This is a genomic window from Kaistella soli, assembly GCF_019038595.1.
In the GTDB taxonomy this organism is placed as follows: domain Bacteria; phylum Bacteroidota; class Bacteroidia; order Flavobacteriales; family Weeksellaceae; genus Kaistella; species Kaistella soli.
Map to the genome: position 1 here is coordinate 1 of NZ_JAHOPF010000006.1, position 17,698 is coordinate 17,698.

Below are 17,698 nucleotides of genomic sequence, written 5' to 3' on the forward strand. Positions count from 1 at the left end.
TCGCTTAATGCTTCAACTACTACTTTAAATTTGAATCCTGAATTGAATTTTCTTCGCTGTGACATATTGTAAATTTAATTGTTTTTTTTCAACTAAACTTACTGTCCGATTTTCCGGGGGAACTATAGAGTCATCGATTTAAAATTAGTCTTTCTACGGTTACAGAGATTCATCTGACCGAAATGAGACTGCTGTATACCCATCGGGAAAAAATAATCAAGTCAATATCCCAATATGAGAAGGAGTTTGAAAATACAGACTTTTTGCCCAGAGAAATACAAAAGGAGATCCTGAAGTCCACTAACAGTATTTTAAAGAGCTTACATGCAAACTTAAAAAAGATAGAGGATCGTTTGGGTGTCATCCTGAAGGAGCATGCTGCAATGGAAAAGAACTTTAAACTGATCACGAGTATACCCGGAATAGGTAAACAAACAGCGCTCTATTTAATGATTGTAACAAAGAACTTCACGGCCTTCAAAGAAGCGCGACAAGTCGCCTGTTATGCAGGAGTAGCCCCTTTCCCGTATCAATCTGGCAGCAGCATTAACGGGAGGACGAAAGTAAACAACCTGGCAGATAAAAAACTCAAAAGTCTGTTGAATATGTGTGCATTAAGCGCTAATAAATACGATATTGAACTGAAAGAATATTTTCAAAGAAAGGTTGGCGAGGGCAAAAATAAGATGCTAGTTCTAAACAACATCAGAAATAAGCTTCTGGCGAGGGTTTTCGCAGTTATCAACAGACAGGAACCATATGTTAATTTGAGAAAGTATGCCGCTTAAAAAAATGAGATTTTACTTGTTTTATACGATAGAATGCGGGATCGGGGGTTTTCGCAGTAATCAACAGACAGGAACCTTATATTAATTTGAGAAAGTATGCCGCTTAAAAAAATGAGATTTTACCTGTTTTTTACGATAGAATGCGGGAGCGGGGACGTTTTATTGAAAATAGAAACCAATAAAATCCTCGGTTCGAATTTTTCGAACCGAGGATTAAAGAAATTATTTTTCTTTGTAATAGCTATGAATACTGCATTTTATAAAAAATAGGAAAATAATTTTAAAGATGTTGGTTATTAGACGAAACCTTGTTATTTACGGGGACAGAGCGGCGATATTGGTTAATTAAATATAATATTAAAAAAGTAGTAACAAAAAAAGTACAAGATAAAAATAATCCGTCATTTCTACTAAATATTCTTGCAGGCAATAAAGTAGATGAAAAATAGAGTAAAATCACCCAGTGTGTTTTTTTCGAAAACTTTAAAAGCACATAAGAATAAAATAACGGTAAAACAATATATATCAGAAAGATGCTACTATAAAACAACAAAATAGGAGATGCTATATTTTTTAAAGCAATAAATTTGAACAATAAAACAACTACTGCTTTAAATGAATCTACATTGAAAATCAAAATTAAAAAATAGATGTACTTACTTATTTTTTTCATACCAAATAAATATTTAATTAGACATAAGACTTCTAAGACCCTCCAATAAATTTTGAGTTACATCTATATCACTACCCATCTTTTGAATCATCCTTAATTTAATTTCGTCTTTCATTTTTTGGGGAATAAAGGAGTTGGGTAGGTTATCATATTGTTTTACCCCTCCTGTCCAAAAATCAGGTTGATTATTTAAAAAATTTAAAGTTTTTTGTCCTTTTTGATTGATATTATAAAACGCTTCATATGAAAAATTAGTCAATTTATCTAAAGAACCTATTTTTTCCGCTCCATAATCCAACTTTAAATACCCTCCGTGATTTTTTTGAAAATTATATGTATAATTTTTAATTGTAGTTTCAACGCCTTGCATTGCATCGGGTAAATTTCTATATAAAACAGTTGTTTGTGTTGCTGTGATAACATTTGCAGTCCCTAGTTTTGTTTCTGTTGTACTAATTTCGGTCGTTTCAGTTTGATAAGAATTGTTAGGTAGTAGAGTAACATCAATTCCATCATTCGTTGTGTATGTATTATTTGTGACACCATCAGAATATGAATCATATCCTGCTGCTTTTGCTTGATCGGCACTTTTTATATTATCTTTCCATTCCCATGTTGTACTACCATTTTCATCTGTATTGCCAACCCAATCCTCCAATCTACCATCAGGATCAATGAATCGTAAAGGGTTATTGTAAGCGTAACGATATGGTGACCAAGACCTATTTACTTCCGCCAGCGGATCCACCACACCCCATCTTCCTATATCCGGCATGTACATTCTCGCTCCATAGTCGTACATTCCGGTCTCTTGTAACTCCTTGCCGTTGTACTTGTAGTTGTAAGTAGCGCTTGATTGGTTTTCATTATAACCCTTGTGTTTCAGGCCAAAAGGATAATAATTGTTTTCAGTATCAATGGTAACAACTCCTGCGCTGTTTTTAAAGTAACTTAACCTTACATTTCCGAGATGATCGGTGTAATTGTAAATGTACGTATTTTTTACAAAATCATAATAACCTTCTGCAGTGGGCATAAATTGCAACACTTCATTTTCATATTGGAAGCCGTTCAGATAATCTGTACTTTTATCACCCGACCTGCATGTAGGACAGATTATGGATACTGTTTTATTTTTTTTAACACCGTCTGCGCTGTAAGTGTAATTTACGGTTGTTGACATATCAACTTCCACCACTTTTACCTCGTTAGATAAGTTTAAGAAATTGTAGGAAATTGAATTAATGTTTTTATTCTTCTCTGAGGTCATGTTGCCATTGGAATCGTAAGTAACGCGGTTTGGAATGGCTGTATATGGATATCCATCGTCATTCTGTTGAGCATCTGAAATGGTTTGCAATTGGTTTCCTGTGTAGGAATACGTTAAATTATCTATTAAAGCTGCAAAAGCATTTCCGGCTATTACTGAGCTCGAACGTTTTAATTCTGTAATATTTCCATTCCTATCATAAAGTAAGCGTTCAAAGTATTCCCTTGCTGAAGGATTTTGGGAATCCTGATAATAACCTGCCGTAAGACGGTTCAAGCCATCATATACGTAGCCGTATCTGCGTAAAATAAAATCATTGGCAGTTGCCCAATCCACCTCTGCAATATTGCCATTGTATTTAGGTATTACTTTATCATTAATAAAATCTGTATTTGGAACTTTTAAGCCATCCACATTATTATACTTTATTTTGTATCCAAATAATTTTGTACCCAGACTAGAGGGATCATTTATAGTCGTCATCCAGCCGCGGATATTATACGTATAATCGATTTCCTGAATCCTGTCACCCACTTTTTTCTTGATGACCTGCCCGATTTCGTTATAGGTGTTTTCTGCCAATATTTCAGGTAATTGTTTATCGATCTGATGTTCATTCTTTAGTAAACGGTTTTGGTGGTCATACGTAAAGGTTTCTTCTATGGTGACACTATTGCCTGTGCTTTGCCTGCTGTGATGGGTAAAGGACTTCTGAGGAAGGCCCGTAAAATCGAGAATATTTTCTGTTATGGTAAAACCGCCGAGATGATTGACGCTGTGGTTTCCTATTTGTCTTCCTTTTCGGTCATAAAAGGTGTAGTTTTTTGTCCAGTAATCATCTTCTATATTTTTAACAAAAGAAGCGGTGGACAGAGATCTGGTAGATTGGGTGACTCCAGCAGGAAAAATATCTTCCAAAATGGGCTCACCCTGAATGGTATTACCAACTGGATAGGGTGTTCCTATAGGATAAGTATCATAATAATTGACGGAAAGTAAAGTCATGCTTCCTGTTGGAAAGGCGTTCTTGGTGTAAAACAATGGTAATCCCTGCAAGGTAATAGAGGCTGTGGAGACCCGCACTTCATTATTAAGTCCTTTCATGTTATTCAAGGCAGTCTGCATAGCATCGCGGGTTGCCGTATTTTTGAAGAAGCCGGTATAAACCACCCTTCCAAACATATCATACTTGGTGAACAGCCAGCCTCTGGCTTTAAAGTTATTGGTGGTTAATCTAAGATTTGCGTCCTGAGTCAAAACCAGTCTGTCCTGTTGGTCATATACCATATACTCCCAGCCTTTCCCCGGAAGTTTTTTTTCTGCTAACCGGCCTCTTCCATCATACCTGTACTGATAACACAGTTGTGATAATGTAGGACCATCTGAACTTAAATCAATATTCAAATTGTTCTTTATAGCATCTGATGCCAATGGTGAAAGAACATATGCCAATAAATTGTATTCGTTATATATATAATATGTATCGACAGGAGTCAGTCCTTCCATTTTTCTTACTAATAAGGTTTGTCCTTCACCATTTTTAAACTCGTAGGAAATATTTCCATCTTCATCAGTCACTTTGTTTTTATAAAGCTGATTGGCTGGATAATATTCAGCACCAACTGTCAGGGACAGTGTATTATTAGTAACTCCAGCTTTCCAAGGAACTGGGTCAACTGTGCCGAACTTGAATACGTCAGTGCCTGAATTGGTTTCATAATCAAAAGTTACAGGTTTGTTTTGCCATGCATCTCCTACCTGTACCTGCTGCTGAATTCGGTTTAAAGGTGAACTTTCTAAAACCTTGTGAGAAAAAGGTTTGGCATCTGTAAGAGAGAAATCTTTAGTGGTACTGTTTTGTGGGCTTGTATAATAGGTGACCACACCTGCTGGATCTAATGCTTGGATTCCTCCATCTTTGCTAACCATTGATACAGATAAATAGGAATCTATCTGCCTGCCAAAGTTATCATAAGGAATGGTAGTAACCAAATCGTTGCCTTTGGGTGATGCTTTAATAGCTACAGTCTGCTTTGGTCGGCCCAGGCCATCAAAGTACGTAACAGACTGCTGCTGTTTTTTACTTTTTTCGCTGGTACGTGTAGGCTCCAAATATTGTCTGCTGTAAACGAAGTTTTCTGTTGTAAGAGTGGTAAGCCCGCTGGGAAGTACAGTTTGTGAACTGAAGACGGCAAACCATCCCATAAGTAGTATTAAGTAGAATTTTTTCATTATGTTTATTGTTTGTATTTGTAACCGTATTCTTTAATTACATTACCGTTTAAATCAACAACCGATTGCAATCTATTTGAACTATCATAGTTGTACATCTCTCTGATTCCTGAAGGAGGTGTGATACTGGTTACTCCAATTAAAGGTTTATAAGTAAAAGTACTGATCTGGTAACCGGGCAAGCCAACTCTGAAAGTATCTAATTGAGTTATTAAATTTGATTCCGAGTAAGAGGGGTTGCTGTAATCTGATGCATTTACAATATTTGTAATTAAGCCCTGAGGAATGTCAGATAACTTAGCTCCTTCTATTTTTGCTATTGGCTGCGACTGGTTATAGCCCCAAATGATTACAGTGGAAACCCCTGCTTTTGTGGTGTATTGGATGAGGTTGCCTTTGTTATCATACTGATCGTATGTGATCTCAGTAGGCGATGATAAAGTCTTCTGTATATCATAGAGTAAAACCGATTTCGGCAAAGGAAATCCTGAGGTATTTGCATCCGCATCACCCTGACTCAACGGAAAAACCGTTTCCTCTTTGGAAATGATTTTTCCAATATCTAAAGAATCTGCTTTTTTTACTATCATAGTTTCTAAGGGTGTTCCCACGATATTCTTATCGATCAAAAATTGATTTCCTTTTTCATGAGCGTATTGATATGAAATTTCCCTCGTGGACATGTCAGGAGTTATTATTTTTTGAGAGGTTAATTGTTTATGAATGGGATAACCATAAAAATAATCAGTAGTCGTTTTTAACACTTTTCCAGTTAGGTAATCGGATGTAGTTGTTGAATCAATATTATAGATCTCGGTAAATAGAGGGTAGAATTGATATCTGTAAAAAGGTCCAAAAAAATCGGTCAAACGATATTCTGCAACTAAACCGAAGTCGCTGATTTCTTTTCCCAGCTTAGAGGAATACGAATTCGTTATTACTTTTAGAGTGTCACTATCTTTATTATAAACGATTTTCTCTAATAATAAAGAATTTCTCCAGTGCTGAAATAAGTCACTTTTGTTTCTAAGTAAGGTTGTCGGTTGATCAGACTGCACTACTGATCTATCGTCGACGTTAAAAAAATGTTCCGTTCTTCCTAAACTTTCCCCTTCATTGTCATAATCTATTTCCGTCACTTTTTTATATACAGGTCTTCCACTGTTGAAAAAGGAATGTAAGGTACTGCTCGATATTTTATATGAACCACCTTCGGTTGAGTAGTAATCCTTTTCAATATGCAGTGGATAATTGAGAACAGTTCCCGATGATTTCCGGTCAATTTTATAGAGATAATTTTTACTCTTTACAATATTTCCGAATTCGTCTTTTAATGAATACTTTTTTAACCTCAACCCTCCAATTTTTGTATTTCCACCTCCCACGGATCCGTTTGTGCCATCTTCATTTTGGAATTCTTCCCAACCGAGATCAATCTCGAATCCAAATTGCAACGGATGACTGCTGTTGTTAATTTGTCTGTTTTTGGCAATTAGCTTATAGTCCCCAGGTAGCAACCTGAGTGATAATTCTGACTGCCCAATCGAAATCTCCGACTGATCCTGAAGGTTTTGAATTTTTAGTGTAAAGTTGCAGTTTGTGTTATTAAATATAGAACTATTACAGCCTTCATTTCGGGCATTTACAGTGACATACGATGCCGCATTTGAAATGGTAAAAACTTGCTCATAATCTTTTTGCAGTACAACAACATCCGTCGGAGTGATGATTACATCAGCTCTTAAACCAAAAGTTTTTGGGTTTGATGCGGAAAAATTGAAGGGATAAGATAAATCTAGAATTCGATCTGCATCATTTAACTCGTATTCGTACTCAATTGATCCGCCAGTAGGATATTTTATTTCCTTGAGGGTAGATGCAAGGCTTGGCAAAATTGAAACCGATCGGTCGGCATCACCTGCTATACCTGCAATTGCTGTTATGGGAAAAAGATCCGTTTTGGGAATTAAAGATGTATTGTTTTTCCCATTAAAAAATCCCCATGCATCTTGTGAGAAACTATACCTATTTGGCAAATCTTGAGGATAATATGTGAAATTGTATTTCAAAGGAGTAACAGATGAGCCTTCAAAAATATTTATCGAGTTTAGTTTTAATCTGAAATTGTCGTAATATTGATAATAACGTTCGTCATAGTTATAAGTTAAATCAGCCATAAAATAAGCTGAGTTCAGAACTACTTTTCTTATTTTTTCAGGACCATTCTTAATGACTATTTCATTAATTGATCTGGATTCCGGAAGATCAGCTCTTGGTACTGAATTAGAAACAAAATCGATTTCAGTTAAGTTATTTTTAATTTTCACCAATCTTCTTTCTTTTACATTTCTAGAGGTATAATTTCTCTTAAAGGGTATAGAAGGTTGTACAGCATATATATGAGAATTTGGAGAGATAATTTTACTCTCTTCTAATTTTGAGTACAGAGTGTAAGTTGGCTGTTGTTCATATTCAAATGTTATAGTCTCAGAATTTGGGGCTTCAATTTTTGTTAAATACCATGTTGTAATATAATTTGGAATTGTATAGCCAGTATCAGATACTGCATTTGTTATTGAAATGCTTTTTGAATTTTCAGAATGCTCCACCTCATTATAAGTGCCAAAATAATATTTATTACCAAAGCTATCTGTAATTATCCATGATTTTATTACCCCACCGATGATATTTGGTATTATTTTATTTTCCGTTAACGGAACTTGAATAAATTCATTATTTGCACGGTCATAATAAAATGACACATTCAGACTTCCAGCCGAAACATTAAACAAGTCGGGCTCCAAATCATTATTTTCTTGCTCGCCACCATATCTGGGATTATTATAGTATCCAATCCTCATTTTGGGGATGGTCGCGCTGGTATACATATAGCCATTACTGTTATCATCAGGCAAATTCTTTACTACTCGTGTTACCAAACCTTTACCAATTAAACTCCAACCCAGCCCTACATTACTGGATATTTCATCAACCTTAATTCCTCCAGCATAGTAATCTAAGGAAATTGGATAATTTATATTTCCCATCACAATATTATAAATAGGAATGGAAATTTTAGGGATTCCCGTACTTAAATTAACTTCCTGATCAGTAAACTTCAACAGTGCATTTACATCCGGACTTGGAGGGAAAATCTTTTTTATATCGAACTGCGCTTTTGTAATTAAACTGAAGACTATCAATACCACCGTCATTATTTTTCTTATCCATAGCATCTCATAATACCAATGCCTGCAGATGTCTCCATTGCTGTTGCCTTTTAGTACATACATCTGTTGCGGTAAATCTGCGATTTTAATTTCTGTCACTTTATATTGTTTTTATGTTTGTATCTGTGATAATACGGTAAAATACTGTTTCTGTCTTCTTAAACCCTTTCCCATATTCCTCCTACAACCCAGCACAACATAGGTGAATATGTTTGTAGAAAGTCTGTCATTTATTTAATATTGCGGGAAACCATTTTTTTTTACTTATAAAACCAGCTTACAATATGCGGGAAGCTAATCGGTATAAAATATAAAGGACATCTGATAGTGTGGTATCTGTGCAATATCACCATCGTATTTTAAGATCATTTTTCCATATACATCTACATAAACCGTCCAAATAGCATTAGGATCTGCTGTACCAATATCATATCTGAACGTTTTATAAGCAGGGGAACATTCCAAATCTATTTCTGCGATCGTTACTCCCTTATTCCAATCGTAATATAAATTGTTAAAATGCAAATCAATGGTAACTTTAACCTTTCTATAGCCGATTTTATCTACAGTAACCCCATTCCTGAATGAACTAAGTCTAATACATTGCTTAACCTCACAAGTCTCATTGAAATTAGCTTCTGCCTGTCCGTTATTAATTAGATCCTGATAAGCTTTACTATCAGCATCCTGCTGACTTATAAATGAAAAATATTTTCCGAATGGAATGATATATTCGTAATCCCCACCGTTCTGCCCATCCGGACAATCGTTCTTTGTGAAATTATCTTTTCTTTCTCCATTGTAAAAAATTCCGCTCAGAGGATCTACACTGTTATAGTTATAAGTGAACTCCTTTACAATTTCATTTTTGGAATTTTTTATTGCCTGTAATCTATAATTGTCATCATAGACATAATATTCTGTAATCCCAGAGGGAGGCGAAATAGATTCAATTCCGATATTAGGAAAATAAGTATATGCAGTAATTTGGTGGTCGGGTAATAATTCTCTTATTTCTTGCTGTGCATTAATAATTTGAGAATTGATTGAGGTGCTGCTCTCGCAAAGAGTGATGAGACTTTCTATCTCAACGTCCATATTTTTAGTAACTGAACCTCCTTCAATTTTCAATATGGCATATTTACCATTGTAGGCATAATAGTAATAGTAAAATTTACCTTTTGCATGTGCCATTAATATATTGCCGTACTTATCATATTTATCAATTACTAATTCACTCTCTAGAGTGTTGCCGAATTTAGAAGCATCATAAGCATTAGGGAAAATATTTTGGCCAGTAGTCACGTTACCCTTAGCATCGTGAACAGGAACTTTTGAGTATTTAACCTCTGATTTTGAAATCGGAAGATTATTCAGTGTATTTTCTTTAAATATCGTACTATATTCTCGCTTATTTGCCAATTCGGTATATACTGGTGATGTGACATCAAACGTATACTTATAGCTCTCAATTTCAGTTTTTTTATCAGGATATTCGATCCGTCTTGATCTTAAAAACTGATCACCAAAATTGTCTTTCAGATCATAATAGAAAGTTTCTTTGTTCGTAATACTATCTGTGCCATTGTATATTGTCGTTATCTTTTCAGTTTGTGCATTGTCTGCGTAATAGATTTCATATCCCGTTCCAACAGGAATATAAAAATCAGAATTTTTACATATTTCAACCCAATTATAATTAAATGCACGCACCTTCTGCATAAGATTGTATTTGTAATCATACTTTTCGGTCTGCAGCAGATGACCATTTTCATCATAATAGGACTTTAACTTAATTTTCCCCCTTCTAAAACCCATCTCCGTTCTGGGTTCCATAATGCTATTTGATTCCACTAAGGATATTCCCTTTTTATTAGGATCATCCTCGTAGTTTGAAAAGCTGTTAACCGTATATCCCTTCCCCGTTTCTCTCTCTATTACATTGCTATATTCTATAAAAGAACCTGAAAAATTTGAAAGGGGAATTATGGAGTTTATATTAAAAAGATCTGCATAAACATCATGAGTAGGAGTTCGGAACGAAAACCAATTGGGAAATATATACTTATTTTTCTTTACAAGAATTCCAGAGGATTTTCTTGAATTTAATATGTTTGTGTAGAGGTAATCAACACTTCTAATAGGAAGAAAATTGCTGTCATACTCTGATTTTCTTTTGATCCTTATACCACCAATATAACCTTCCTCATTATCAAGCTGAAAATTATCATTTAATGTCTTCGAATACTTATGGGGTTCATATTCGAAAAATGTTGAGCCTTTTGTGGGATATACAATTCTGTTTAATGCCCCAAATTGAACCATAGAAACATTAGAGTTTCTAGTTCTAGAATGCAGATTTGGATCAAGAGAAAAATCTTTGCCATTGTAATAACCAAAATGATCTACAGATTTGGATAAATAATTAGGTAAAGACTCAAATTTTATATAAGAGAATTCGTATGCATGATCATCTGAAGATTTTAAACTTTCTAGCTTTAGTCTGGTCTTTGGGTCATCATTATACTTAAAATTTATTTCTTTAGACAGGATATTCCCGTTAATGGCAATTCTATCAAGTTTTCTCCATTTTAACCTTTTCAGTATTGATTCAAAAGTCAATTGTCCCCAAGGCATATCGGGAGGTAGTTGTGTAACCCCATCCATGTCATGATAAAGATAGAAAAAGGTGGAAAGTGCCTTTTCACGAATATTATTAGCACCGGGTATAATTTTATTATGATCCCATTGGACATAGGATTCAAGTAACGAGCGATCAGCTGTAGAATAGTGGAGCGCCTGGCTTTCTGACGATTTGAAATCCACAACAGTATTTGATTGAAAAGCCTGTATTTTACTCAAATAAGAAGGGAGAATTAATTGTCCCGGCGCTGTTAAAACATTCAAATACTCCATTTGTTGACAACCTGAATTTAGATTACTATGGCTTACCAATTTATAATTATTTAATTGGTAACTATTAAAGAATGAAGCCTGATATCCTCCTCTTTCGTACGAAAATGAATAAACGTCGTTACCATATCTATCAACAACCTCGGATAAATACCATGCTGAGGCCATCATGAAATTGTACGACTGGTCAAAGAAGTCACTCACGTTAAACTCAATAGCATTCATTTTTCCTCCAAAAATGTATTGATTACCCTCCCCATCGATTAACTTAATTTTCCCTATTGTTTTTATTGGGGGGATCCCGAGACTGTAAGGAGTATACCCTACATTCTCAAGATTCAGTGGTTTTACACGGTCATCAAGATCAATTACAACCTTAATATTACTGTCTGAAGAAACTTTCCATTCACCATCCTCACCAAGAAAAAATTTCCCACTAAACCCCATAAAGCTAAATGTGAATATATCTGGCTCTAAATCAGGATTATTATTTTGCTGTGCACTAAAAGCTATATTTGTTAAATTGGTTGGCGTATTCCAGTTCAGTAGCGCTAATGTGTTATGAGTAAACAGATATCCACGCTGAATATGGCCCTGCGTCCCATTTGTTTCATGTTCGTCAAAACCACCTTTCATTGTCCTTGTTATGATCCCTCCCGCATTGAGCGACCAATTTTGACCAACCCAACCGGGATGATCATTAACCAACACTCCTCCTGTATCATAACTAAGACTGATGTCAAGTGGAATATTGGCATCATTTAAAGAATATATGGGAACATTAACATTCGCCCGGCCTGTTGATAGATTCATGGGTATGTCGCCATATTTACCTAATGACGATGCATTCGGTGACTGTATGTTTTTGGGCAATTCTAACGTTTGTCCAAATAACCCTAAAGGAAATAACAATACCCAGTAAATATTAAATACTCTCCTACTCATTTCTTCACAATTTTAGCACTAGCAGATTTAATATTTGTTTTAGCGGTTACGATATATAAGCCCTGGGGAAGGGTTTGTGTATTGATTTTGGTAACCTGATGTTTTGTTTTTAGCATTTGCACTTGTTTACCAGTCATATCATGTAGAAAAATTTTAGCTTCATCATTATTTCGTAACTCAAAACCAATCTCTACATAACAATAATCCTCAACAGGATTAGGATAAATTCGAATATCCTGCTTCTCAATCAGATTTTCCAGTTCCTTACTTCCCAATTTTATAATCTTCCAGTTTTCCTGTCCCAGTTCTTCTGCGCTGGTTCCGGCCAATAAGTAAGTTCCGTCACTTTGTAACTTTGCAGAAACTAACCGTTCCTCCTTTTTGTTTGATTTTCCTTCCACGTGTTTTCTCCATTCTTCTTTTCCATTGCTGTCTATATATAACATCCAAAACTTTTCATCATCAGTTTGTATCTTTTCCTCAGCCTGGGTGAACCCTCCAATCAAAAACCCTTTGTCCTCACTGACATTATTTTTTCCTGTTCTGCGAATAACATCTAAGCTCATCACTACATCCCTATTTCCGAAGCTGTAATTCTTTTGCCAAATTTCATTTCCGTCCTCATCAATAGTAATAACCCAGATATCGGTTCCTTCTTTAATGTTCTCTCGTTTATTGCCTGAAGCACTGCTTCGGCTCTCTCCCGCAATGACGTATCCGTTTTCTGTAAAAGCAATAGTTTTAGGCCGGTCATCTTCTTTCCCGCCATAAGTCTTTTGCCATTCCATCCTGCCCTCTTTATTCAATTTAACAATCCAATAATCTCCTTCACCAAAACTATCTTCACTTTTAGCATGATATTGAATAATGGGGTTATCATTTTTCTTATTTAATGATGAGTTTGAAAAAGAGAGAATATCTATGGATTGGTTTTGATTATTTTGTTCGTCCCGCTTATTTCGTTTATCTGCAAATTCCCGCGGTTTTTCATTTTCCACCTTATTGGGAAGATTAATATTTTCCGTTCTCCCCGATTTAGAATACACCAGAACAACAGCTCCACCATCTTTAGTAGGGATAACCTCCTGAACTTCGTCCAGTCCTTTACCACCTAAAATAACCGTATTGGTAAACTCTCCTTTTTTACTTAATTTGGACACAAAGACATCTTTGGATCCAAACAAATCCTGGTGAGAATTGATATTTCCTGCTACAAAGAATCCCAAATCGATGGTTTGCACCACCGACGAAGCTTCGTCATTACTTTTTGTACCTAATGTCTTTTGCCACAGTTCTTCTCCGTTTTCATCCAATCTCACCATCCAAACATCTGATCCTCCCAAATTGTTCTCCTTTTTATCTCCTGACTCGTTGGAGAATGAAGTTCCCGCAAGAAGAAAACCACCTTCCTGCGTAGCAATGGAGGATATCAAATAGTCATGTCTGTTCCCGCCAAAGTATCGATCCCAAATTTTATTACCCTGCTGGTCCAATTTTACCAAATGGTAATCATAACCTCGGTTTTGCTTTTGCGTACCAGTGGAGAGTTGTTGCGATTTTTGATTGATGGAACTGCCGGAAAGCAGGATTTGCCTGTCTACAGTCGTAGTCATTGCCGTAAGGAAATCCTGTGTGGAAGACTGAAGATCTTTCTGCCAAAGGGTTTTCATTTCCTGGCCGCTGGTATTGAGTATACCGAATAAAAATAATACACCAGTAGAGATATTTTTCATAGGCTTAATTTATGTATGTGATTGATCCAAAATTAACATTATTTAACAATTTTTATGCTTTTTGATAACAACTATTACTTAAAAGTGATTTTTGTCATATTGGTTGTTTTTATACACCAATATTTTTGAGGTCTTACCTGATATTATTACAGAGAAGCGACCATGCGTCATTTTAGCGATCCCGCAAGTAGGAATTGATCTGCGTTGCTGTATGCCATATACAACACTTTCCGGTTTTTTTAACAGGATGACTTTTGTCCGTCCTGTTGATATTGTAACTGTTTAGATATCTAAAACTGTTCTGCAGCACATCCGTCTCATGTTCATATCCTCCTTTTTTTAAACTCTATTTCTGTTAGATCATCGTTGGCAACAAAATTTTTTATTTAATTTCCTCGATTTATATTTCTTAAAAAATTTACGATGATCCACATTAGGTGGCAGACATTCTATCACAAGATCTATTGTTTATATTGATAACTGTATTCTTTTAGTATATTTCCGTTCACATCAGTGACTGACCGCAACCTGTTTGCAGTATCGTATTTGTAAATTTCTCTAATGCCGGAAGGCGGTGTAATAGTTGTTACCCCAATTAGGGGTTTATAAGTATAGGTGGTAATCTGAAAAGTAGGCAGGCTTTTTCTGAAGGTGTCAAGTTCAACTGTTAATTTAGTTTCTGAGTAGTTTGGATCCCCATATTCTGAAGCATCAATAATTGCTGCCGCTGAAGGTGATACTTGGGCATAAGTAGCTCCTTCAATTTTTGCAATAGGTTGCGTTTGATTGTACCCCCAAATAATAGCAACAGATCCACCAGACTTGGTAGTGTATTGTAGAAGATTTCCTTTTTCATCATACTTATCATAAGAAACCTTCATCTCCATTAGATTCGATTGTAGATTGCGAGTGTCAACTCCATAAGGTAAGGGTAATCCAGCGGTATTTGCATTGGCAACGAACTGAGAAACCGGATATTTCGTTTCTGTCTTGGAGATTATAACATCATTTTTCTTCACTTCTGTTTTCAAAGGAATACCTATCATATTCTTGTCAATCAAAAATTGATTAGCTTCTTCGTACGCATAGCGGTATATATTTTCTTGTGTTGTGAAATCAGAAAACCTTGTATTTTCTGATGTTAATTGGAAATGCTGCGGATTTATATAATAATATTGTGTGGTGGTGGTTAATTTTCCATAATCGAAATAGTCTGTGACTTCGGTTTTTTCTTTTTCCAAACGCCCTCCTGTAAAATAAAAAGGTTTATAATATAAATTTTGACCTCTGTGTGGAGAGTAATTCGGATTAATCCTATAATCCTCTGGAGGTTCTTGGGCACTTGGATTTACCTCTCCTTCTATATCGTAGTATAAACGGGCTAATGGTAGCGAGAAACGATTTGTATCACTATATAATGCTATATTACCAGCAATTACAAATTGTGGATCACTTATCAAAGATGGGTTAGCTAACTTCCCAATTCGATAAAAGTTTTCTACACTTTTAATTCTTTCAAAGGTCCCGTTTTCACTTTTAAAATACGTTGTAGTCAAGGGTAGCCCCCGTAACCACTCGTTATCCGCAGGATAAAAATAGGGCCATCTATAATATTTTCCTCCTCCATTTTTATAAGTACTATACGTATACTCTGTTTTACCTTTTTGTTTATTATTATCTTCTATGCTTTCTATCACTGAATTATAAATAATGCTATTTATATTATATGAGGACAGAGGTGAGCCAGGTCTTATGCCGTAGGGATCAAGTATAGGATTTATACTAGTGGGCACGGTTCCCAAAATGGTGAAGTAATAAGGATACCCTATAATTATTCCGCTTTTTCTACCACTTCCGTCAACATACTGATATTTGAACTTTTTCAAAACTTTATCATCTTCCAAGTATGCAATTTCGGCAATTCTCTTTCCTTCTCCAAAGTAATATACAGGAGCTGGATCAGTTTGCCCACCTTGTGACCTCGTTTCTTCTAAAGATACTGCAAAAGAAAAATTCACATTTTCAACTTGAGTACAATTCCAAGTCGTCACTTTCAATTTATAGGTTGCGTTATTTTGTAACAGCCCACCTGGTAATGTCTTGTCTAATACTGTTAGATAATTTCTGGTTGGTGATATAGTCAACGGCACATTTTGTTCATCCAAAATCTGAGCAATAAAATGGTCACAAGGGTTACCCTCCTGTCCTTCGACCATAAAGCTATTTACTTTAAAATCGACCTTAATACCTTGGGAAACATTAACATTATTTGGAATGACAACTTCTGTTTCAAACTCACCAAGTAAAAAATCGATGCTTGTGCAATTGTTCCTATTAGGATTATAATAATTGCTTATCGTAAAGTATTTTTGAACATTACTTTCATTAACTTTTATAATATCCGCATCCTGAATTGCACTGATTCCTTCATTATGTTCATATGTAAATTTTGAAGTTAATCCACCCGGATATTTAATCTCCTCCAAGATTCCGCCCAACGATAATGTTTCATTAACTTTCCTATTTACCTGCCCATGCAGGCCATTTATATCTAAAAAATATCCATTTGTTGCTCCGTTGAAGTAACCATACATATCAATAGAATTAGAAAATCTATCTGGCAGATTAATATTGCTATATTTAAAAGAAGTTGTTTTATAGGCTGTATCTAAACTGATATCAATCTCGTCTATATGCGAGAGAAACATACGCGTTTTTGCAGAAGGATCATACGAAAGGACGACGCCCGTGGTATTATGACTATCTGAAAATTCTTTATTGAAATAATGTAAACTATATTTTTTAACAGCTTTAGCAGCTGAGAAAAGGGTAATCTCTTCCAATCTATTCCCCGCTATTAAATCTGGCCTGTTATCAGAATAAGTAAAATCTAAACTTCCACTAGGAAAAGTTATTTTTGATAATAGTTTATCATGTATCTGATTGTGTGTGAAATAAGTTTCCTGCTGACCTTCTGAGTACATGGGTTGTTTCGTAATATCATAATTTTTATCGTAAAAAATGCCTAGAGAATCCTGATATTCGAAAGTTACCTTTTGTATACCATCAATTGTAATCGAATTTAAATACCATGAATCGTAATAGGTATCAATGTTACTCTGAGATGACACCACACCCGCTCCATAAGTATAAACCAATTGTTCCGCTACCGAGTGCTTTTTGTAGTCATTACCGTAAATATATTTATACCCTTTTTCATCAATTATCTCAAATTTAGTGATAACACCATCTGTGTAATCAGCTTTAATTTTTAAATCATCAAACTTCTGCTGCAGTATGGCTTTATCTTCCCAATTAAATATAAAGCTTCCCTGCTTACCGGGAAGAGAAAAATAAAATTTATCCGGAATAAAATCATAATCTGAGTTATTACTTGCTACCTCTTGCCGTTTCTGTAATGAGGAAAAAAAATCTTGATAAATACTGTTATATAAATAACCTAAATAGGAGTCATCAGCCTTTCCATAAACCTGTCGGGAAATCCTGTATGGAATACTTAAATTCCACCCTAAACCGACTTCAGAAGCTACTTCGTTTACTCTAACACCTCGACCATTATAATTTAATCGGATCGGTATACTAACATTAGAAACATCTATATTATAAATATTCACACCAGCATTTGACAGCCCGTTATTTAAAGTTGGGGAAGTTTCCACATTACGAATTAGTGGATCAATACTATTATTACCTACTGGAAAATCTACTTGACAATATATTACCACTGGGCATAAAAAGTTAAACAAAAATATTAGTTTAGTAAGTACTCTCATTTCTTCACAATTTTGGAATTTACACTTCCCTTCTCGGGCTTGGCACTTACGACATGAATCCCCTGTCGTAATGAGGCTGCATTAATTTGGGGCACTCTATTTTTTGTTTTAATTATTTGT

At 35.2% G+C, this 17,698-nt stretch carries 6 protein-coding genes; 1 reads left to right on the forward strand and 5 read right to left on the reverse strand.

All coding sequences use genetic code 11. The features are described from left to right. Positions 1–182 precede the first annotated feature (182 nt). Entirely contained in the window at positions 183–788 is a 606-nt protein-coding gene (locus KSK37_RS12085) for a transposase (protein WP_217201821.1), read from the forward strand. 686 nt (positions 789–1,474) lie between these two features. Here the strand turns inward: KSK37_RS12085 and KSK37_RS12090 are convergent. From KSK37_RS12090 to KSK37_RS12110, 5 genes are all read right to left on the reverse strand, one after another. After that, positions 1,475–4,963: a DUF6443 domain-containing protein gene (locus KSK37_RS12090; protein ID WP_217201822.1), complete on the reverse strand. Its 3,489-nt coding sequence runs from the start codon at positions 4,961–4,963 to the stop codon at positions 1,475–1,477. A gap of 5 nt (positions 4,964–4,968) precedes the next feature. Beyond that, complete coding sequence (locus KSK37_RS12095) at positions 4,969–8,292, reverse strand: hypothetical protein (protein ID WP_217201823.1); 3,324 nt, start codon at positions 8,290–8,292, stop codon at positions 4,969–4,971. Between the two features lie 195 nt (positions 8,293–8,487). After that, positions 8,488–12,051: a DUF5977 domain-containing protein gene (locus KSK37_RS12100; protein WP_217201824.1), complete on the reverse strand. Its 3,564-nt coding sequence runs from the start codon at positions 12,049–12,051 to the stop codon at positions 8,488–8,490. Beyond that, positions 12,048–13,664, reverse strand: a complete 1,617-nt coding sequence (locus KSK37_RS12105; protein ID WP_217201825.1) for a T9SS type A sorting domain-containing protein — start codon at positions 13,662–13,664, stop codon at positions 12,048–12,050. Before KSK37_RS12105 ends, KSK37_RS12100 begins: the two co-directional genes overlap by 4 nt. Before the next feature lie 581 nt (positions 13,665–14,245). Beyond that, positions 14,246–17,578: a hypothetical protein gene (locus tag KSK37_RS12110; RefSeq protein WP_217201826.1), complete on the reverse strand. Its 3,333-nt coding sequence runs from the start codon at positions 17,576–17,578 to the stop codon at positions 14,246–14,248. Positions 17,579–17,698: the final 120 nt, after the last annotated feature.

What these genes read in the sequence shown, in the direction of transcription:
- KSK37_RS12100 (WP_217201824.1), bottom strand. Translation starts at nt 12,051, where the DNA reads ATGAGTAGGAGAGTATTTAATATTTACTGGGTATTGTTATTTCCTTTA.
- KSK37_RS12085 (WP_217201821.1), top strand. Translation starts at nt 183, where the DNA reads ATGAGACTGCTGTATACCCATCGGGAAAAAATAATCAAGTCAATATCC.
- KSK37_RS12105 (WP_217201825.1), bottom strand. Translation starts at nt 13,664, where the DNA reads ATGACTACGACTGTAGACAGGCAAATCCTGCTTTCCGGCAGTTCCATC.
- KSK37_RS12110 (WP_217201826.1), bottom strand. Translation starts at nt 17,578, where the DNA reads ATGAGAGTACTTACTAAACTAATATTTTTGTTTAACTTTTTATGCCCA.
- KSK37_RS12090 (WP_217201822.1), bottom strand. Translation starts at nt 4,963, where the DNA reads ATGAAAAAATTCTACTTAATACTACTTATGGGATGGTTTGCCGTCTTC.